This is a genomic window from Streptosporangium sp. NPDC004379 (genome assembly GCF_042873875.1).
Taxonomy (GTDB): domain Bacteria; phylum Actinomycetota; class Actinomycetes; order Streptosporangiales; family Streptosporangiaceae; genus Streptosporangium.
Window position 1 is genome coordinate 384,807 of the sequence record NZ_JBIAMC010000006.1, and the last position, 17,428, is coordinate 402,234.

Sequence of the window (17,428 nt, forward strand, 5' to 3'; positions counted from 1 at the left end):
TTGGGTGCTTTCATGATCCCTGCCCGCGATGGGGAAGCAATGCCCATCAGGCTCGCCTGTCTGGATCTGGCAGGCACCACGATCGGTGATATCGCCATGGTTGAGCGGGCGTTCGCCGACGCGATCGCCACTCAGGGCATCGTTCCCGGGACCGGTGCGTACGCGCGCGCCATGGTGCACGTGCACCGGTCCCGGGGATGCCCGACCATCGAGGTCTTCCGTGGCATCTTCCCCGACAACGAGGCCCAGGCGCGGGCGGCCGACCTCACCTTCGAGCGCTCCTACCAGGGTGCCATCGGCCGTGCGGGCCTGGTCCCGGCGCCCGGTGTCGCCGAGGCGCTGGACGACCTCCGCGACGCGGGCATCAAGGTGTGCCTCACCACCGGCTTCAGCCGGGTGATGCTGGGAGGCGTCCTGGAGGCGCTGAGCTGGTCCGGCAAGGCGGACCTCGTCCTGAGCCCGGAGGACGTCGGGCGCGGCCGCCCCATGCCCGACATGGTCCTCGCCGCGGTCATGCGTCTCGGCATCGAGGACGTCCGGCAGGTGGCGGTGGCCGGTGACTCCGAGAGCGACATGATCTGCGGCCGCCGCGCGGGCGCCTCAGTGGTCGCCGGCGTCCTGACCGGGGCCCACAGCAGGGAGCGCCTCCTCAAGGGCGGAGCCACCCATCTCATCGGCTCCGTCGCCGACCTCCCCGCCCTGCTCCTCGGCGGCAGGCCGCTCCAGCCCACCGCCACCGCCTCCGCCGCCCTCTGACGGTCCGGAAGGCACGGCGGGCCTTCGCCCTCCGACCGTCCGGAAGGTACGGCTGGCCTCCGCCGTACGGCTCCGCCGTGGGGCCGTAGCCGAGTGGCGCCGAAGCGGGTCCTGTTGCTACGGTGTACGACTGGAAGCGAGCCGCGTCCCGGAAGAATCCGGCGACCCCGACGGCTCACCGGGGGCCTTAGCTCAGTTGGCAGAGCGCCTGCTTTGCAAGCAGGATGTCAGGAGTTCGAATCTCCTAGGCTCCACCACTCTCACGACACGAAGAAGCTCAGGTCAGGCATGGTCGCCTCACCCGGGCTTCGATCTTCATCCGGCCTTCTTCCGCTCTCGTGCCCATTGCGTACACCCAGGTGCAGATTCGGTTCGCAAAGCCCGACGGGCTGGGGCCGTGTACCGCACATCTCACTGCGCGGCCTCCCTTGAAAGAGCGGAGGCGGGTCGAGCACGAGCAAATCCAAGATGCAGGACGCTTCTGGGTCCGTACGGCGGACCGGCGCGCGTTGATTCACGGTTGATACACGGCTGAGCCGTCGTGGAGGTCCGGCATCGGCACCATGGACACCTGCGCCGCAGGGCGGCCGAGGCGCGCTATCGCGGCGTACTCCTCGTCAGAGAGGGCCGACGACGTCTTTCGTACCTCCACGAAGAGAGTCCTTTTATAGTTATTTATCAACTATCGACAGTATTTGGGGAGAAATGTCGGTTTCAGATGTCGGTAGCAAACCGTCGACCCCTGTCACCGTGCTGCTCGTCGAGGACGACGAGGTGATCCGCAAGACGGTCGCGATGGCGCTGGAGCGCTACGGCTATCGCGTGAGCACGGCGGGCGACGGTCTGACCGGCCTCGAACTGTTCAGGGAGCAGCGGCACGACGTGCTGCTGCTGGATGTGATGCTGCCGGGACTGGACGGCATCGGGCTGTGCCGGAAGGTCAGGGAGTCCAGCATGGACCCGATTCTGATGATGTCCGCGCGTGGTGACGCTCTGGACGTGGTGTCGGGTCTGGAGGCGGGAGCCGATGACTACGTCGTCAAGCCGGTCGACACCTCCGTACTGGTGGCCAGGATCCGTTCCCTGCTGCGCCGAGCCTCCTTCGCCCCAGGCCCTGAGCGCACTCCGGAGCCCGCTCCCGGCGGTGGCACCGACCTGGTCTTCGGGGATCTGGCCATCGATCCCCAGGGTCTGGAAGTGCACCGGGCCGGTGAGCCGGTCGCGCTGGCTCCCACCGAGCTGCGCCTGCTGCTGGAGTTCGCGGCGAATCCGGGGATCGTGCTGGACCGGCAGACGCTGCTGCGCAACGTTTGGGACTACGGCTGGGACGGGGACAGCCGCGTCGTCGACCTGTGTGTGCAGCGGCTGCGCAAGAAGATCGGCTCCGACCGGATCGAGACGGTCCGCGGCTTCGGATACAAGCTGCGGCGCTGAGGTGGGACACACCATCGCCCGGGCGGCACGTGGGCTGCTGAACTGGAGGTCGCTACGCTGGAAGATCGCCGCGCTGGTGGCCATGGCGTCCTGCGCGGTCGCGCTGGCCCTCGGGGTGCTGGTCCACCAGAGCACCTTTGAGCGTTCCATGACCCTGGGCAGGGATCGGGCTTTCAGCAAACTACTGGTCGAGGTGGACGGCTACCGGCGTACGGGCAGGACGTCGGCTGATGCGGATCCCGCAGAGATTCCGCCCGTACTGCTCCAGCAGGCCGGGAGCGCCGGGCAGTACATCACCTGGTACGACGATCGTCGGCCGGACATCCCCTGGATGTGGGCGATGCAGCCAGTCGACGGCCAAGCGCTGGCTGTGAAGATCGACATGGGGGCCGAGATGCGCAGTCTACGGGCCCTGGACCGGCACATCGTGATGGCCTCGCTGGCTGTGCTCGCCATTGTCGTGCCCCTGGCGGCGTTGGTCGCCGAGTTGCCCAACCGGCGGCTGAGGAGGGTGGCCCGGACCGCGCGGCGTATCGCGGAAGGCGACCTGGATGCCCGGAGCATGGTGGGCGGCCGGGGCGGCGACGAGATCACCGATATCTCGGCCACCGTCGACTCGATGGCCGACAGTTTGCGGGACCGGCTGCTCAGTGAACAGCGCTTCACCGCCGATGTCGCCCATGAGCTGCGTACCCCGCTGATGGGCCTGGTCACCTCGGCCGAACTGCTCCCGGAGAGCGAGGTGACCGAGCTGGTCAGAGGTCGGGTGCGGGTGCTGCGGACGCTGGTGGAGGACCTGCTGGAGATCTCCCGCCTCGACGCGGGCGTGGAGCGGGCCGATAGCGCTCGGGTGCCGCTGGGCCGGGTCGTCGAGGAGTCCGTAGGCCGGACGGGGCTGCAGGTCCAGCTAACGGTGGCCGGTGATCCGGTTACCGACACCGATTCGCGGCGCCTCGACCGGATCATCGCCAACCTGATCATCAACGCCCACCGCCACGGACGCTCTCCGGTCGAGGTCATCGTGAACGGCACGGTGATCGTCGTACGCGACCACGGCCCCGGATTCCCCGACGAGCTGCTGGCGGACGGACCGCAGCGCTTCCGCACCGGTGCGGCCGAACGCGGCCGGGGCCACGGCCTGGGCCTCATCATCGCCCTTGGCCAGGCCCAGGTGATCGGCGCCGGGCTCGCCTTCGCCAACGCTCCGGACGGCGGCGCGGTCGCCACGCTTCACCTGCGGGGCGATGCCAGCTCCGAGGGCTGATACATGTCTGATGCTCCCCGAAGACCGCTGAAAGCCGGGCGATCCGCGGCCGAGGGCTGACACACACCCGATACCTGTCCAAGCGGCCGCGGATACGCGACCGTGACAGCGCGGACAACCGCACCGCGCATGGTGGCTGACGTGCGCTACCGCGGCGTACCGACCTCTCGGAGCGAGAGCTTTCCATGTGCTCTGCCCACCACTCGTTCCGATCGCAGGTCGACCATGGCAACGAAAGAAGACCATGCCGAGCACACTTCACCTACCTCGTACTCGCGTCGCACTCGCGGCCTTCGCCTGCCTCGCGGGCCTGCTGGCCGGTTGCGGTAACGCCGACGAGTCGAGCGGCACGCCGAACAACTCGTCGGGTGCCGCGTCTGATTCCGATTCCGCCGGTACGGCCGACCAGAAGTACACCGAATGGGAGGCCAAGTTTCGGTCGTGCCTGAGCGACAAGGGCTTCGAGCTTCCGAAGGAGGCCGGAAAAATCGACTTCGGTGACCGGCAGGACGCGTACGAGGTAGCGAGGGAAGCCTGTATCAAGAAGATCGGCAAGCCGCCGACGGCCGCTGACGACCAGCCCGCCATGTCCGACGAAGAAGCAAAGGAGAAGGAGCTCAAGACCCTCCAGTGCCTCCGCGACCACGGGTACAACGTCAAAGATCCTGCCCCCGGGGAGGCCGCCCAGGTCGAGGTGCCTGATGGCGTCTCGCAGGACGGCTTGAAGGAGTGCTACGGCGAATGACGTCCGAGCATTCCTCCGGAAAGTCAGGAGATGGGCCTGCGCCGCGGGGACATGGCCGCACGTGGCTGCCGGTGATCGCATCCCTCGCCGCCATCGCCGTCGGCGCGGTCGCGACCTTGACGGTGAGCCGGTCCGGGGGCGGCGCTGCCGAGGAGATCGAGCGGAAACACGTGGCGAACACCGCTGTCGTGGAACGGAGGACGCTTCGAGAGACCATTACCTCGCCCGGATCGCTGAGCTACGGCGCGTCGGGTCGGCTCGTCGCCGGCCGCGCCGGCACCATCACCCGCCTACCGCGGGAAGGCGGCAAGGTGAAGCCCGGCGGTGTGCTGCACTCGATCGACAACCAGCCAGTGGTGTTGCTGCGCGGCAGGCTTCCCGCGTGGCGGTCCTTTGAGAGCGGCATGAGCAACGGGCCGGATGTGCGGCAACTGGAGCGGAACCTCAAAACCCTGGGCCACTTCGCCGGGAGGCCCGACGCCCATTTCGACTGGTACACGAAGGTCGCGATCCTGCGCTGGCAGGATGCCATCGGCATGAAGGAGACCGGGTCGATCAAGCACGGGCAGATCCTCTTCGCCCCACGCGAAGTGCGTGTCGCGGAGACCGTGGTGCACCTCGGCGACCAGGTCGCAGCGGGTACCGCTGTGGCGAAACTGTCGGGGCTCACAAAGATCGTTACTGCCGAGCTCAAGGCGGCGAACCGGGCCGTCGCCAAGGTGCGCGGCAAGGTGACCGTGAACCTGCCCGGCGGCAAGGCGACGACCGGCACCGTCTCCAAAGTCGGCGCTCCCAGGCAACGGGAAGACGGCAGCGACAAGAAGATCATCGTCCCGGTGGACATCACCCTCGACCGTCCTGCCGCCGCCGGTTCCCTCCAAGAGGTCTCGGTGTCGATCGATTTCCCCACCGCCAGTCGCAAAGACGTCTTGACCGTGCCCGTCGCCGCTCTCATCGCCCTGCCTGACGGCGGGTACGGCGTCGAGGTGGTTCGCGACGCCGTGACGACCCAGGCGGTCGCGGTGAAGACCGGACTGTTCGCCGGCGGCTCCGTGGAAGTGACCGGCAACGGACTCGACGCGGGGCAGAAAGTCGTGGTCCCGACCCTATGAGTGATTCCGTCATCGAACTCGATCAGGTGGTCCGCGATCACGGCAGTCCACCGGTGCGAGCGGTCGACCATGTGTCGTTGTCGGTCACTCGCGGCGAATTCGCCGCCATCGTCGGCCCCAGCGGCTCGGGCAAGTCGAGCCTGCTCAACATCATCGGTACCCTCGACCGGCCCACGAGTGGACGTACGACCATCGACGGCCATGACGTCGACACGATGAGCGACGCGGCACTCTCGGCGCTGCGCGCGTACCGAATCGGGTTCGTCTTCCAGCAGTTCCATCTCACGGACGGGGTCAGCGCGCTCGACAACGTCGCGGACGGTCTCATCTACACGGGAACATCCCGCGCCGAGCGGCGGCGCCGGGCGGCGGCGAGCCTTACTCGCGTCGGCCTGGCACACCGCCTCGACCACAAGCCCCACCAGATGTCCGGCGGCGAACGGCAGCGCGTCGCCATCGCCCGGGCGACGGTGTCCGATCCGACGCTGCTGCTGGCGGACGAGCCCACTGGCAACCTCGACCAGCGCTCCGGCGCGAGCGTGATGGAGTTGCTCCACGAGCTCAACGCCATGGGCACCACCATCCTCGTGATCACGCACGATGTGCAGCTCGCCGAACAGGTTCCGAGACGAATCACCATCCGCGACGGTCGCGTCGTCGATGACGATCAGGAAGCTTCGGCATGAGTCGTGGCAACCAGACCGAGATACGCCGGTCGCGCCTGCTCCGCTCCGATGTCTACCGGTTGGGCGTATCGGGGCTGAGATCACGGCCCACCCGGGTCGTCCTCTCCGCGCTCGGCATCGCGATCGGCATCGCAGCGATGATCGCCGTCGTGGGCATCTCCACCTCGAGCCGGGCGAAGCTGGACGCCCAGCTGGCGTCGCTGGGCACGAACCTGCTCACCGTCCAGCCGGGTACGTCGCTCACGGGCCAGGACACCACTCTGCCCGCCGAATCCACCGGTAAGGTCAGGCTGATCCGAGGGGTCTCGATCGCCGGAGCGATCGCGACGTTGCCGGACGTCAAGGTGTACAGGAGCCGGCTCATCGACGCGGACAAGTCCAGTGGCCTCGTCGTGCAGGCCGCCGACCCGCATCTCCTCGGCCTCCTCGACGGTACGCTCCGCCAAGGAGCATGGCTCACCAAGGCGACCGCGAACTACCCCACCGTCGTGCTCGGCAGCATCTCCGCCGATCGGCTCGGCATCGTGAGTCCGGGAAGCCAGATCTGGCTCGGCGACACCCGGTTCACGGTCATCGGGATACTCGACGCCCTGCCTCTCGTCCCGGAACTGGACACCTCCGCGTTCATCGGTGAGGCGTTCGCCGCCGCGCGGTTCGACTGGGACGGCAAACCGACCACCATTTTCGAGCGCTCGGCCGACGCGGAGGTGGAAACAGTGCGCAAGCTCCTGCCTCGCACCGTGAACCCGGAGAATCCCGAGGGTGTGAGCGTTTCGCGGCCCTCCGACGCTCTGGCGGCGAAGAACGCCGCGGACCTCGCATTCACCGGCCTTCTGATCGGGCTGGGCTCCGTCGCGCTGCTCGTCGGAGGGATCGGCGTCGCCAACACAATGGTGATCTCCGTCCTCGAACGTCGCAAGGAGATCGGGCTGCGGCGTGCTCTCGGCGCCACCCAAGGACACATTCGGACCCAGTTCCTTGCCGAAGCCCTCCTGCTGTCCACGCTCGGCGGGCTTGCCGGGACGGCCATCGGGTTCGGAGTCATCGCGGTGTTCGCCGTGACGAACGGCTGGCCCATCTCGGTGCCTCCCGTCGTGTTCGCCGGTGGCATCGGCGCGACCATGCTGATCGGAGCAGTCGCCGGCCTCTACCCGGCGATCCGGGCGTCGAAGACGCCTCCAACGGTCGCCCTGAACGGTTGATCGCACCATCGGCAGGAACCCGCTCCAACCGAAATGCGGAGAAATGGAGTGGACGCATCGCGTCCCTCCGTTTCCAGGGTCAAGCGAATTTCATCGCCATGCGATTCGGTCCGCCGAACGCAGGTATCCGCCCCCGACGCCGATCAGAAATGGGATCTCTCATGGATGAGGAATTCGGTACACGCCCCACCCTGATCCGCCGGAACCCCGCCGTCGCGCGTGGGAAGCGGCTCAAGCGCATGCTCATCGCCGTATCGGCGATCACCGTCATCATCGGTCTCGGTTCGGCGGCATTCGTCTTCGGTACCCGATGGGCGGACACCGCTTCACCCTCGGACAGCTCAGGTACTTCCGTCCCGCGGGGGAGCACCGACCATACCGTCGGCCTCAAAGACGAAGTCATTCCGGACGGCGGGCGCCTTTCCCCCCACGACACCGGGCAGCCCGCGATCGCAAGCTTGAACCCGAAGCTCCTGCACGCCGTACGGCAGGCGGCGGATGACGCGGCCGACGACGGCATCGACATGTTCCTGACGGCCGGCTGGCGGAGCAAGGTGTACCAGCAGCGGTTGTTCGACGAAGCAGTCGTCGAATACGGCAGCGAGCGCGAGGCCCGCCGTTACGTCGGCACCCCCGAACAGTCGCACCACGTCACCGGCGATGCGGTGGACATCGGTCCGACCGACGCGGACAGCTGGCTCAGCCAGCACGGGACCGACTACGGGCTATGTCAGATCTACGCGAATGAGATGTGGCACTTCGAACTCGCCACGACGCCCCGAGGTGTCTGCCCCGAGATGCGCTCCGACGCGAGCAACGGATAGCCCGGCCGCGCTGTCCGGGGACAGGCTCCCAACCGGCTCGTGCCCAAGCCGCCGGAGGGCTCATTGAGGACGAGGTCAGTGGTGACCCCGAAAGGCCGGCGTGACGGCAAGGCCTCCGGTCAACATCACGATCACAGGACGCGAAGATGTGCTTCCAGCGAGGGATTCCGAATCAGGGGTGATCACCGTGCGGAGTGCCAGGGCCGCAGGTTACTGAGCTGGAAGCCTGATCATCCCGCCTGCGACATGGCTGACCTGATCACGGCGTCGCGAGACGGGTGCGGCGGCGCGGGCACGGGGAAGAGACCGCGCCGCCGCACCGTCAGCAGTGACGCCGATGGATCCCGCGGGGGAACGCCGGGGCTCCATCACCACCAGGGCGTCACTGAGCACGGTGGTCACCAGGGAATCGCCCGCCGGGAACTCGCAGCTGAGCCGCCTCCAACGCCGACGGGTGTGCCCACGGGCATTGCGTTCATGGCTCCAAACCCTCCTGGCCACGGAGCTGCTGAGCGAGTTCGGGAACGTTGTCGGCATCGATCGTCTGACAGAGACCGCGGCTTACCTCTTCATCCGTGAGGTGCCGGCCATTCCGGGTAGCCCACAATCGGCCTTCGAAACTTCGCCAGATGCACCAGCCGGGGAAGGCCGCCTGAAGATCTTCCAGAATCACGGGAGCCGACATGGATTAAAAGTCATTCGGCGGGAGTGACGTACCCACCTCATTCCAGAGACGTCTAGGACGCTTCAATATTAGAGTCGAAAACGTCCCTGACGTCCTCGATTCCATGAGGTGAACAGTGGCTAATGTCGCTTTGCGCCGCGCAATGCTGGACGCAAAAGTGAACGACCAGCGCCTCGCGGATCATTGCGGGGTGGACGTCAAGACTGTGGCACGCTGGTTGCAGGACGAGACACGCATCCCGCATCTCCGACACCAGTGGGCCGCCGCTGAGATCTTGGGAGTTGATTCGGCAGTGCTGTGGCCAGAGGCGATCCGCAACACCGTGAAGACCGGTCCCGACAGGGAGATCTTGACCGTCTACCCTTACCGGTCGGCCTGCCCCAAGTCCGTCTGGCGTGGTCTGATCACGTCGGCCCGCAACGAGATCGTGTTCGCCGGGTACACCAATTACTTCCTGTGGCTGGAACACCCCAACCTCGCCAAGATCCTCAAGCGCAAGGCCGAGCAGGGCTGCAAGGTCCGCTTCCTGGTCGGTGACCCGGACAGTGAGGTCACCCGTCGCCGTGAGGAGGTGGAGAACGTCCCGCTGACCGTCTCCACTCGTATCCGGATCACCCTGTCCGAGATCGAGCAGGTTCGCAGGGTGCCCGGCATCGAGGCGAGGTTCAGTGACGAGCACATCGCCATGAGCGTCTTCCGGTTCGATTCCGAGATGCTGGTGATGCCGCACCTGGCGAAGCTGGTCGGGCATGATTCGCCGATGCTGCACCTGCGCCGCTACCAGGATGACGGCTTGTTCGACCGGTTCGGCTACCACGCCTCCGAGCTGTGGACCAACGGCCGGAACGTCTGGGCGGAGGAGCCGAAAGAGCGCGCCGAGAGCGCCAGCCCTGGGTGACCAGCTGAGTGACGACGACCACGGACGATGCCGGACGACCACGGATCGCCGTGGACCATATGCGCAGGTGGGAGCGGGTATTCGCCATGGCCCCGCCCCCACCCGAGGTGCTTTGCAAGCAGGATGTCAGGAGTTCGAATCTTCTGGGCTCCACCCCACATCAGAGGCCATTTCCCAAGATCAGGAAGTGGCCTTTTTGATCTTGTACAGCAGCAAAGTACAGCCACGGCGACAGTGGCTGTCATGTGCTCCCGCCCTGATCATCTCGCCTATGTGTGGCTGCTCCCACGGGACGCGCATCGGGCTCACCTCATCTCCCGCTGGGATGATCCACCCCATGAACCGGGGTCTCGCCGCTGGGTCTTGAGTCCTGAGCAAGATCTGTACGATCAGTGCGTGTCAGAGGGCAACGGAAGTTCCCCGAGCGCGGACTTGAGCCCCGGCGAGCTCGATTGAGGGTCCGGGCGTGGGCGCCGAGACAGTGACGATTGACACCCGCCGACCCGGCTGCGATGACGGAGCGGGATGGTCGGGTGACGGTGCCTACGCAGGACCGTCCAGCATCGCCACGTGCGACTCGGTCAGCAGTTCATGGCCGGCCGCGCGCAGCAGCCATCGTTCGGCTCGATCGAAGGTCCAGCCGCGGTCGCCGACCAGACTGCACCAGGCGTTCTGGCCGAAGTGGAACCACAGCACGTCCACCGCGTCGGTAACGGTGATCTCAGGCCGGAGGCCGTTGAGTTCCCACAGCCGGCGCGCGATCGCGGTGAGCGCCTCCAGGCATTTGGCCGTGATGTTGGCGATCGCCTGCTGGGCCAGCGCCTCGTCAGGCGGATATCGCATCAGCTTGTAGATGAGGTCCCAGTATCGTTCCTGACCGTGGCGGGCGGCCCGCGCGCACAGGGTCAGCACCTGTACCGGATCGTCGGCCGACCGCGCCGCGGTGCCGGCGGCCGCGGCTGCCGGGTCGTTGATGGCCGGTCGCAGCAGCTCCGCGAACATCGCCGCCTTGCCGCCGGCGCTCGTGTAGACCGTCTGCGTGGCCACCTGTGCGGCGCGGGCGATCTCGGGCACCGTGGTGGCGCCGTAGCCGCGTTCGAGGAACAGCTCGCGGGCGCACGCCAGGATCGCCGCGCGTGTCTCAGCGGCAGCGTCCTCGCGCCGCGGTGAGTGATATCGACCTCCCATGATGTTCAGACCTTATATCCGCAGTGCACTAACTTGACTAGAGGATCCTCTATTCAATAGCGTCACATCGGCGCCAGCCCGGCGCCGAGTGATGCCGAGTGATGAGGTTGAGATGAGCCTGCCGTATGTGGCGCGAGCCGCCGACCACGAGCAGTTGGAGTGGCTCGGCGGTGGCGTCATGCGCATACTGCTCGACGGCGCGAAGACCGACGGCCAGTTGGCGATGATTCGGTCCGACGCGGCGGGAGGATCGGCGTCGCCGGTGCATGTCCACGCCGACGAGGACGAGGTGATCGTGCTTCTGAGCGGCAGCGGCATCTTCTGGGTCGGCGACAAGCGCTTCGAGCTTTCCGAAGGTGGGGTCGCATTCCTGCCGCGCAGGCTCCCTCACGCGTACCGGTTCACGTCCGAGGTCGTCGACATGCTCGCCGTGTGCACACCGGCCGGAACCGAGAACTTCTTCCGGGCGGCCGGTTGGGACCTGTCTCGTCCCAAGCCGTACGGCTGGCAGATCACGCCGGCTGATATGGCGGCGGCTGCCGCGGCCACCGGTCAGACGGTGCTCAGGCCGCCGCTGGCCGCCGACGAGATGATCCCCGAAGAATTTCTGACCGGGCATCAGGGTGGTCTCGCGAGCTGACCCCACCGGGCGACCGGCGACGGCCACCGGCACGGCGCAACCGGAGGCAGTCCGGTTCTACCAACGTGAGGGCTATCGGCCGACCGACGGCCTCGGTCCGTTCGCCGTGCGAGTCGATTGACAGGCAGCGGCTCAGAATTCTTGGCCGTACAGCCACGAGTACAGCCAAGAGAGCGAATGACAGCGGAACTCGACGGACGCCCAAAGACACCATTCTCAAAGGTCAAGGCCTCTGTCCTTGATCGAATCGACTACTTTTAATCCACAGGTTTCTGGGTCGCCCTATCTCCCTGGGGCAAAGGGTGGTGACGGTCTCCGGTGCTGTCCAGCATCCCCGGCATCGTGCCCGATCGCCTACGGCAAGCCGTACCCATGCGGTGAGGCGCGGCGCAATTCCGGAGACCGTCTCAGTGAGAATACCGCGGGGAACATCGGGAAGTCGCAGGGAATACGGCCAGTGCCGTGAGCTGTGCATTCGCAGGTCGGGCAAGAATGGCATGCGCCTTTGCAGGCAGGATGTCAGGAGTTCGGATCTCCTGGGCTCCACCACCCTCACGACACGAAGAAGTTCGGGTCGGGAATTGTCTCCTCCCCTGGATTTCGATTATCGGTCCGGGTGGTGACGTGTCGTCAGGTCAGGTGGATCCGCACAGCCTGTCGAGCTCCGCGACGTCCGTGTTGATATCCGCGATCACCTGGTCGGGGTCGCCGCCGGTCATGCCGGTCAGGCGGAAGTTCAGCTCCTGGAACTCGGCGGCCAGCCGACTGATCTTCGCCCCCACCACCCCCTGCGCGTCGAGGGCCGCGCCCATCAGGTCGCGGTACGTCTGCTGGGCCGCGGCCGCCTGGCTGCTGCGGACGGTCCCGGCGTTGCGGCTGTACGCGGTCAGCGCCGTCGCCGCCTCGTCGCAGCCGCCGGGCCGGGCCGCCGGCAGCAGCGGGGTGGAGACCGGGGCCGCCCGCGTGGGGCGCGGTGGCTGGGGCGCGCTGGACTCGGGCGATGACCTCGAGGCCGGCGGTTCATGCCGGGCGGTGACCGGATCCGGTGACGATGACTGCGGGACCGGAGTGGGAACCACCGTGCCGGGCTGGGGCTGCGGAGTCGGGGCCGGCGGCATCAGGTAGGCGACCAGTGCGATCACGGTGGCGATCGCACCCGCCAGAGCGCTCACCGCCGTCCAGTTCAGTCGCGAGCCTGCTCCTCCGCCCGCTGCCGACGGCCGCGCCGATCCCCTTCCGGTCATGTCCTCATCGTGGCCGAGCCGCCGGGTCCGGTCCAGGGATTCCTCTGCTGACCCGTGGGCGCGCGTGCGCTGCGTGCTCGACGAGGCGGGGCAAGGCAGCCGAAGGGCTGCATGTCGACGAGATGAGCCTGCTCCTACCGTGCCTATCCCTGGCAGAGTGTGGCTGGCCCGCGAACCGGTCGCGAATACTGTGAGCCATGAACAGCAGACGACAGCTCGGGGCGTTCCTTCAGACAAGGCGCTCTCAGCTGCGACCCGAGGACGTGGGGGTGGCCACCTACGGTGACCGGCGCCGGGTCCCCGGGCTGCGTCGGGAGGAACTGGCACTGCTGGCGGGCGTGAGCGCGTCGTACTACTCACGGCTGGAGCAGGGCCAGGCGTCCAACGCCTCGCCCGACGTACTCGACGCGCTGGCCCGAGCCCTGCGCCTGGACGACGCGGAGCGCCTGCACCTGCATGAACTGGCCGCCGGTGGCCGCCGCCGGGGCACCGTACGCCGTGCCGCGGCCGAACGGGTCAGCCCCGCGACACGTCAACTGGTCGCGGTGCTCGGTGACGTGCCCGTGCTGGTGCTCGGCCGGAGCGGTGACGTGCTGGCGTGGAACACGCCGGGCCATGCCCTGTACGCCGGCCATCTGGCCCCGGAGGGTCCGGAGACACCCCGGCAGCGGCCCAACATGGCTCGCCTGGTGTTCCTGGACGCGCACACCCGCGACCTGTACACCGACTGGCCCGCGAAGGCACGGGGCGTCGTGGCGACCCTGCGCATGGCCTCCGGCCGTCATCCGGACGACCCACTGCTGGCTTCGCTGGTCGGAGAGCTGACGGTCAAGAGCGCGGAGTTCGTCACGATGTGGGCCGACCACCGCGTCAAGACCGGAGGCGACACGGTCTACGAGATGCGGCACCCGCTGGTGGGCGCCATGCGAGTGACCCAGCAGACCCTTCGGACCACCGATGACCAGACGGTGGTCGTCGCCACCACCGAACCCGGCTCGCCCTCGCACTCCGCGATGACGCTGCTCGTCCACAGCGCCCTGACGGGTCGGTCGTCCCGGCGCACCCGAATCACCAGCTGACCCCGCACGTTCCCCAGGCGCTTCGACCGGAGCGCCCGATGTCGCACGCCCTCATTCAGACAGGACCAGGTATGCGCACCAGATTGCTCGCCCTCGTGATCGCCGCCGGAATCGGCCTGACGACCGTATCCCCGTCATCCCCTTCGGACGCGGCGACGTCCCGGATAGCGGTGCACTTCGACGTGACGAAGGGCCGGCAGCCGGAGAACATCGCCCTCTCCCCGGACGGCACGGCCTATGTCACCTTCGCCGCCGCCCGCCAGGTCGCCGCGATCAGCCCGAAAGGCACGGTCCGGATCCTGGCGACCCTCCCCGCCCCGGCTGACGGCGGCGCACCGGCCCTCGGGTTCGCCCTGACCACCGGCATCGTCCGCACCGCCGACGGCACGCTCTATTTCCTGTACGCCAGCGGCGACGCCGCGACCACCGGCCTTTACCGGCTGCGCCCCGGCGGGGGACCGCAGCGCATCGCCGCGCTCCCGGCGAACGGCCTGCCCAACGGCCTGGCCTACGACGAACCGGCGGAGACCTTCTACCTCACCGACTCGGTCCTCGGCTCCATCTCCACGGTGCCCCTGCACGGCGGCCCCGCCCGGACCTGGTCGTCGGCACCGGAGCTCGCCGCGGCCGGATTCCTCGGCGCCAATGGCATCAAGGTACGGCACGGCGCGGTCTGGGCCACCAATCTCGACCAGGGCACCCTGCTCAGGATTCCGATCGGACAGGGCCGCCCCGGACCCGTCCAGGTCAAGGCCACCGGCCTGGTCGGCATCGATGACATCGCCTTCACCCGCGACGGGGACGACCAGGTCATCGCGGCCCTCAACGCCCCGAACAAGGTGGTGCGCATCGACACGGACGGCCGTGCCGTGACCCTTCTCACCGCCGGACTCCAGAACCCCACCTCGGTGGCGGTGCGCGGCCGGACCCTCTACGTGCTCAGCGCCGCCTACCTCACCGGCACCGACCCCAACCTGATCCTGGCCACCATCGGAGCGCCCCATGCATGAGATCAAGCTCGGCGACGTCACCGTCACCCGCGTCGAGGAGACCCACGGCCCGATCACGCCTACCAGGGACTTCTTCCCGGACCTGCCGATCAGGGAGTGGGCACCCTTCAGCCGCCACTGACCGTGCCGTCCGTGCCGTCCGTGCCGTCCGTGCCGTCCGTGCCGTCCGTGCCGTCCGTGCCGTCCGTGCCGTCCCGCCGTTCGCGGCGGGACGGCGGGACCGGCGAAGGCGCCCATGTCCTTGAGCGCGCCCGCCCATCGTGGTCACCCGCCTTGACAGGCAACCATATGGCTGCCTAATTTATAGGCAGCCGAAAGGCTGCATATCGGCGGACGGCGACCCGGATACGAGGGCGGGCATGGACGAGGTGTTCAAGGCACTGGCCGATCCGAGCCGGCGCGCGCTGCTCGACTCGCTCAACGCCCGCAACGGGCAGACGCTGCGCGAGCTGTGCGCCGGGCTCGACATGGCCAGACAGTCCGTCAGCAAGCACCTCGCGGTACTGGAGGAGGCCGGGCTCGTCACCACCGTGCGGCGGGGCCGGGAGAAGCTGCACTACCTCAACGCCGCGCCCGTGCACGAGATCGCCCACCGGTGGATCAGCCGTTACGACCGGGCCAGGGTCCAAGCCCTGGCGGATCTGAAACTCGCCCTGGAGGAGCCCCCGATGGACGCGCCGACCTTCGTCTACACCACCTACATCCGCACCACCCCGCAGAAGCTCTGGCAGGCGCTGACCGAGCCCGCCTTCACCCGCCGCTACTGGGCCACGGAGTTCATCACGGACTGGTCCACCGGCTCGCCGATGACCTGGGACAACCACGGCGTGGTGATCGAAGACCCGGAGCAGGTCGTGCTGGAGGCCGATCCCTACAACCGGCTCTCCTACACCTGGCACTCCGTCACCCCGGAGCTCGCCAAGCGCTTCGGCTGGGATGAGGAGACGCTCGCCCGGTTGTCCGGCGAAGCCCGCTCGAAGGTCACCTTCACGCTTGAGGAGGTTTCCGGGCAGGTCGTGAAGCTCACCGTCGTGCACGACGGCTTCGAGGCCGGATCGAGCATGGTCGAGATGCTCAGCCACGGCTGGCCGAACGTGGTGGCGAGCCTGAAGTCACTGCTGGAGACCGGTGAACCGCTGCCGGCCGACGCGTGACCTCCCTGCCGGGGCCGGAGACTCCGCTGGAGGACTCAGCGCCGCACCAGCGCCAGCACGCTCAGCCCGAACATCAGGACGCCCAGGGGGAGATGGGCCGACGGCACGTGCATGATGCCGAGCAGAACCTGGGCGGAGGCGAGGACGAGGAAGCCGGACGCGTGCAGGACGGGCCGGGGCGAGCCGCCGCCCGGCTTCCACGCCAGCACCGCCGCGAGCACGTACAGCACCGACGCCCCGTACATGACGCGGGCTCCGGCGCTGTGCAGGGTCTCTCCGTAGGGCGTGGTCAGCAGCAGCCCGGCGGAGACCGCCTGCAGGAAGATGGTCAGGGTCTGCAGGGCGATCGCGATCCGCAGAAACGAGAAGCGGCGTCGTGCCGTCGCCTGGGTGGTCATGCCGGCCATGTCACGGGCCCCCTGTTCCGCCCCCGGGGGCGGTGGATCGATAAGGTCTCACCGACCTGACGACGCGGGCCTGCGAAAGGTAAGGCGGGAAGGCGGCCGGGAGCATGGTGACGACCGGGACGGGCACCGACGAGACGGCCGGTGAGCGGCGCCGGCTGATCAACGTCGCCTACCGGCTGCTCGGTTCGCTGGCCGAGGCCGAGGACGCCGTACAGGAGGCCTACGCGCGCTGGTACGCGCTGCCGCGGAGCCGGCGGGAGGAGATCGTGTCCCCCGGCGCCTGGCTGACGACGGTGACCGGCCGCGTCTGCCTGGACGCGCTCGGCTCGGCGCGGGCCCGGCGTGAACGCTATGTCGGCGCGTGGCTGCCCGAGCCGCTGCCCGACCGCGCCGGGCAGGGGTACGGCGCCGGCCTCGGCAACCCCGGCGACCCCGCCGATCAGATGGTCCTGGACGAGTCGGTGACCATGGCCTTCCTCGTCGTCCTGGAGTCGATGACGCCCGCCGAGCGCGTGGCGTTCGTCCTGCACGACGTCTTCCGTTACCCCTTCGCCGAGATCGCCGCCGTCCTCGGCCGGACCCCCTCGGCTTGCAAACAGCTGGCGTCCTCCGCCCGGCGGCGGGCGGAGGACGCGCGCGCCCCGGTGACGGCGGCCGGGCGGGCCGACGTGGTGCGGCGCGTCAAGCAGGCATGGGAGACGAAGGACATCGCGGCCCTCGTCGGCCTCCTCGACGCGGCCGCCGTGATGACCGCCGACGGCGGCGGCAGGGCCGGCACCGTTCCGCATCCGATCGAAGGCGGCGCGCGCATCGCCCGGTACATGGCCGCCATCGCCGGCAGGGCTCCGGGGCTCGAACTCCTGGAGCGGTCGGTCAACGGCACGCCGGGCCTGGTGGCCCGGGTCGCGGGCGTCGTCACGACCGTGGCCTCGTTCGACGTCGCCGACGGCCGCGTCACCCGGATCTGGGTGGTCCGCAACCCGGAGAAGCTGCGACCGTGGACGCGGGAGGGTCTGGACCCGGCGGTGCGATCGGCGTCGCGTTGACGCGGACCGCCGTGCTCCGTGCGGTTCATCGGACATGTCGGGATCGGAAGGGCG

At 68.2% G+C, this 17,428-nt stretch carries 18 protein-coding genes and 1 tRNA gene; 16 read left to right on the forward strand and 3 right to left on the reverse strand.

The window, feature by feature from the left end; genetic code table 11:
* The first annotated feature begins 39 nt into the window (after positions 1-39).
* The 10 genes from ACFYSC_RS16230 to ACFYSC_RS16275 all read left to right on the forward strand — a co-directional run bounded on the left by ACFYSC_RS16230 (position 40) and on the right by ACFYSC_RS16275 (position 9,606).
* Positions 40-756 (forward strand): HAD family hydrolase, encoded by a 717-nt coding sequence (locus ACFYSC_RS16230; RefSeq protein WP_389961693.1) that lies wholly within the window; start codon positions 40-42, stop codon positions 754-756.
* 181 nt (positions 757-937) lie between these two features.
* Positions 938-1,013: transfer RNA gene (locus tag ACFYSC_RS16235), tRNA-Ala, on the forward strand.
* Between the two features lie 448 nt (positions 1,014-1,461).
* Positions 1,462-2,190 carry a two-component system response regulator CseB gene (gene cseB / locus ACFYSC_RS16240; protein ID WP_389961695.1) on the forward strand — a complete coding sequence of 243 codons (729 nt, stop codon included), beginning with the start codon at positions 1,462-1,464 and terminating at the stop codon, positions 2,188-2,190.
* 1 nt (position 2,191) lies between these two features.
* Positions 2,192-3,454 carry an ATP-binding protein gene (locus ACFYSC_RS16245; RefSeq protein ID WP_389961697.1) on the forward strand — a complete coding sequence of 421 codons (1,263 nt, stop codon included), beginning with the start codon at positions 2,192-2,194 and terminating at the stop codon, positions 3,452-3,454.
* Between the two features lie 244 nt (positions 3,455-3,698).
* Positions 3,699-4,199, forward strand: coding sequence for a hypothetical protein (locus tag ACFYSC_RS16250; RefSeq protein WP_389961699.1), 501 nt, complete (start codon positions 3,699-3,701; stop codon positions 4,197-4,199).
* A complete protein-coding gene (locus tag ACFYSC_RS16255) occupies positions 4,196-5,311 on the forward strand; it encodes an efflux RND transporter periplasmic adaptor subunit (RefSeq protein WP_389961701.1) in 1,116 nt (371 codons plus the stop codon). The genes ACFYSC_RS16250 and ACFYSC_RS16255 overlap by 4 nt, the downstream gene beginning before the upstream one ends.
* Positions 5,308-5,997: an ABC transporter ATP-binding protein gene (locus ACFYSC_RS16260; RefSeq protein WP_389961703.1), complete on the forward strand. Its 690-nt coding sequence runs from the start codon at positions 5,308-5,310 to the stop codon at positions 5,995-5,997. The genes ACFYSC_RS16255 and ACFYSC_RS16260 overlap by 4 nt, the downstream gene beginning before the upstream one ends.
* Positions 5,994-7,199 (forward strand): ABC transporter permease, encoded by a 1,206-nt coding sequence (locus ACFYSC_RS16265; RefSeq protein ID WP_389961705.1) that lies wholly within the window; start codon positions 5,994-5,996, stop codon positions 7,197-7,199. The genes ACFYSC_RS16260 and ACFYSC_RS16265 overlap by 4 nt, the downstream gene beginning before the upstream one ends.
* A 161-nt stretch (positions 7,200-7,360) precedes the next feature.
* On the forward strand, positions 7,361-8,023 hold the full coding sequence (locus tag ACFYSC_RS16270) for a M15 family metallopeptidase (RefSeq protein ID WP_389961707.1): 663 nt from the start codon (positions 7,361-7,363) through the stop codon (positions 8,021-8,023).
* A 977-nt stretch (positions 8,024-9,000) separates the two neighbouring features.
* Entirely contained in the window at positions 9,001-9,606 is a 606-nt protein-coding gene (locus ACFYSC_RS16275; RefSeq protein ID WP_389961709.1) for a hypothetical protein, read from the forward strand.
* Positions 9,607-10,149: 543 nt separating this feature from the next.
* Here the strand turns inward: ACFYSC_RS16275 and ACFYSC_RS16280 are convergent.
* The gene (locus ACFYSC_RS16280; protein ID WP_389961711.1) at positions 10,150-10,794 is read right to left on the reverse strand and encodes a TetR/AcrR family transcriptional regulator; all 645 of its coding nucleotides are present in this window, start codon (positions 10,792-10,794) and stop codon (positions 10,150-10,152) included.
* A gap of 112 nt (positions 10,795-10,906) precedes the next feature.
* Here ACFYSC_RS16280 and ACFYSC_RS16285 point away from each other — a divergent pair, with 112 nt between their 5' ends.
* Entirely contained in the window at positions 10,907-11,434 is a 528-nt protein-coding gene (locus ACFYSC_RS16285) for a cupin domain-containing protein (protein WP_389961713.1), read from the forward strand.
* Positions 11,435-12,069: 635 nt separating this feature from the next.
* On the opposite strand, the gene ACFYSC_RS16290 is transcribed toward ACFYSC_RS16285, so the two are convergent.
* Positions 12,070-12,606, reverse strand: a complete 537-nt coding sequence (locus ACFYSC_RS16290; protein ID WP_389961715.1) for a hypothetical protein — start codon at positions 12,604-12,606, stop codon at positions 12,070-12,072.
* 269 nt (positions 12,607-12,875) lie between these two features.
* On the opposite strand from ACFYSC_RS16290, the gene ACFYSC_RS16295 reads away from it, so the two are divergent.
* The 4 genes from ACFYSC_RS16295 to ACFYSC_RS16310 all read left to right on the forward strand — a co-directional run bounded on the left by ACFYSC_RS16295 (position 12,876) and on the right by ACFYSC_RS16310 (position 15,921).
* Positions 12,876-13,757, forward strand: a complete 882-nt coding sequence (locus ACFYSC_RS16295) for a helix-turn-helix domain-containing protein (protein ID WP_389961717.1) — start codon at positions 12,876-12,878, stop codon at positions 13,755-13,757.
* Positions 13,758-13,828: 71 nt separating this feature from the next.
* Positions 13,829-14,767, forward strand: a complete 939-nt coding sequence (locus ACFYSC_RS16300; RefSeq protein ID WP_389961719.1) for an SMP-30/gluconolactonase/LRE family protein — start codon at positions 13,829-13,831, stop codon at positions 14,765-14,767.
* A complete protein-coding gene (locus tag ACFYSC_RS16305; protein ID WP_389961721.1) occupies positions 14,760-14,888 on the forward strand; it encodes a hypothetical protein in 129 nt (42 codons plus the stop codon). Before ACFYSC_RS16300 ends, ACFYSC_RS16305 begins: the two co-directional genes overlap by 8 nt.
* Positions 14,889-15,126: 238 nt before the next feature.
* Positions 15,127-15,921 carry an ArsR/SmtB family transcription factor gene (locus ACFYSC_RS16310; RefSeq protein ID WP_389961722.1) on the forward strand — a complete coding sequence of 265 codons (795 nt, stop codon included), beginning with the start codon at positions 15,127-15,129 and terminating at the stop codon, positions 15,919-15,921.
* Between the two features lie 35 nt (positions 15,922-15,956).
* Here ACFYSC_RS16310 and ACFYSC_RS16315 read toward each other — a convergent pair whose 3' ends face one another.
* Positions 15,957-16,319, reverse strand: a complete 363-nt coding sequence (locus tag ACFYSC_RS16315) for a hypothetical protein (RefSeq protein WP_389961724.1) — start codon at positions 16,317-16,319, stop codon at positions 15,957-15,959.
* A 113-nt stretch (positions 16,320-16,432) separates the two neighbouring features.
* On the opposite strand from ACFYSC_RS16315, the gene sigJ reads away from it, so the two are divergent.
* Complete coding sequence (gene sigJ, locus ACFYSC_RS16320; RefSeq protein WP_389961725.1) at positions 16,433-17,374, forward strand: RNA polymerase sigma factor SigJ; 942 nt, start codon at positions 16,433-16,435, stop codon at positions 17,372-17,374.
* The last annotated feature ends 54 nt before the right edge of the window (positions 17,375-17,428 follow it).

Bases quoted from the DNA above. Each gene is read 5' to 3' on its own strand.
- ACFYSC_RS16230 (WP_389961693.1), top strand. From the start codon at position 40: ATGCCCATCAGGCTCGCCTGTCTGGATCTGGCAGGCACCACGATCGGT.
- cseB (WP_389961695.1), top strand. From the start codon at position 1,462: ATGTCGGTTTCAGATGTCGGTAGCAAACCGTCGACCCCTGTCACCGTG.
- ACFYSC_RS16250 (WP_389961699.1), top strand. From the start codon at position 3,699: ATGCCGAGCACACTTCACCTACCTCGTACTCGCGTCGCACTCGCGGCC.
- ACFYSC_RS16255 (WP_389961701.1), top strand. From the start codon at position 4,196: ATGACGTCCGAGCATTCCTCCGGAAAGTCAGGAGATGGGCCTGCGCCG.
- ACFYSC_RS16260 (WP_389961703.1), top strand. From the start codon at position 5,308: ATGAGTGATTCCGTCATCGAACTCGATCAGGTGGTCCGCGATCACGGC.
- ACFYSC_RS16265 (WP_389961705.1), top strand. From the start codon at position 5,994: ATGAGTCGTGGCAACCAGACCGAGATACGCCGGTCGCGCCTGCTCCGC.
- ACFYSC_RS16270 (WP_389961707.1), top strand. From the start codon at position 7,361: ATGGATGAGGAATTCGGTACACGCCCCACCCTGATCCGCCGGAACCCC.
- ACFYSC_RS16280 (WP_389961711.1), bottom strand. From the start codon at position 10,794: ATGGGAGGTCGATATCACTCACCGCGGCGCGAGGACGCTGCCGCTGAG.
- ACFYSC_RS16285 (WP_389961713.1), top strand. From the start codon at position 10,907: ATGAGCCTGCCGTATGTGGCGCGAGCCGCCGACCACGAGCAGTTGGAG.
- ACFYSC_RS16295 (WP_389961717.1), top strand. From the start codon at position 12,876: ATGAACAGCAGACGACAGCTCGGGGCGTTCCTTCAGACAAGGCGCTCT.
- ACFYSC_RS16300 (WP_389961719.1), top strand. From the start codon at position 13,829: ATGCGCACCAGATTGCTCGCCCTCGTGATCGCCGCCGGAATCGGCCTG.
- ACFYSC_RS16305 (WP_389961721.1), top strand. From the start codon at position 14,760: ATGCATGAGATCAAGCTCGGCGACGTCACCGTCACCCGCGTCGAGGAG.
- ACFYSC_RS16310 (WP_389961722.1), top strand. From the start codon at position 15,127: ATGGACGAGGTGTTCAAGGCACTGGCCGATCCGAGCCGGCGCGCGCTG.
- ACFYSC_RS16315 (WP_389961724.1), bottom strand. From the start codon at position 16,319: ATGACCACCCAGGCGACGGCACGACGCCGCTTCTCGTTTCTGCGGATC.
- sigJ (WP_389961725.1), top strand. From the start codon at position 16,433: ATGGTGACGACCGGGACGGGCACCGACGAGACGGCCGGTGAGCGGCGC.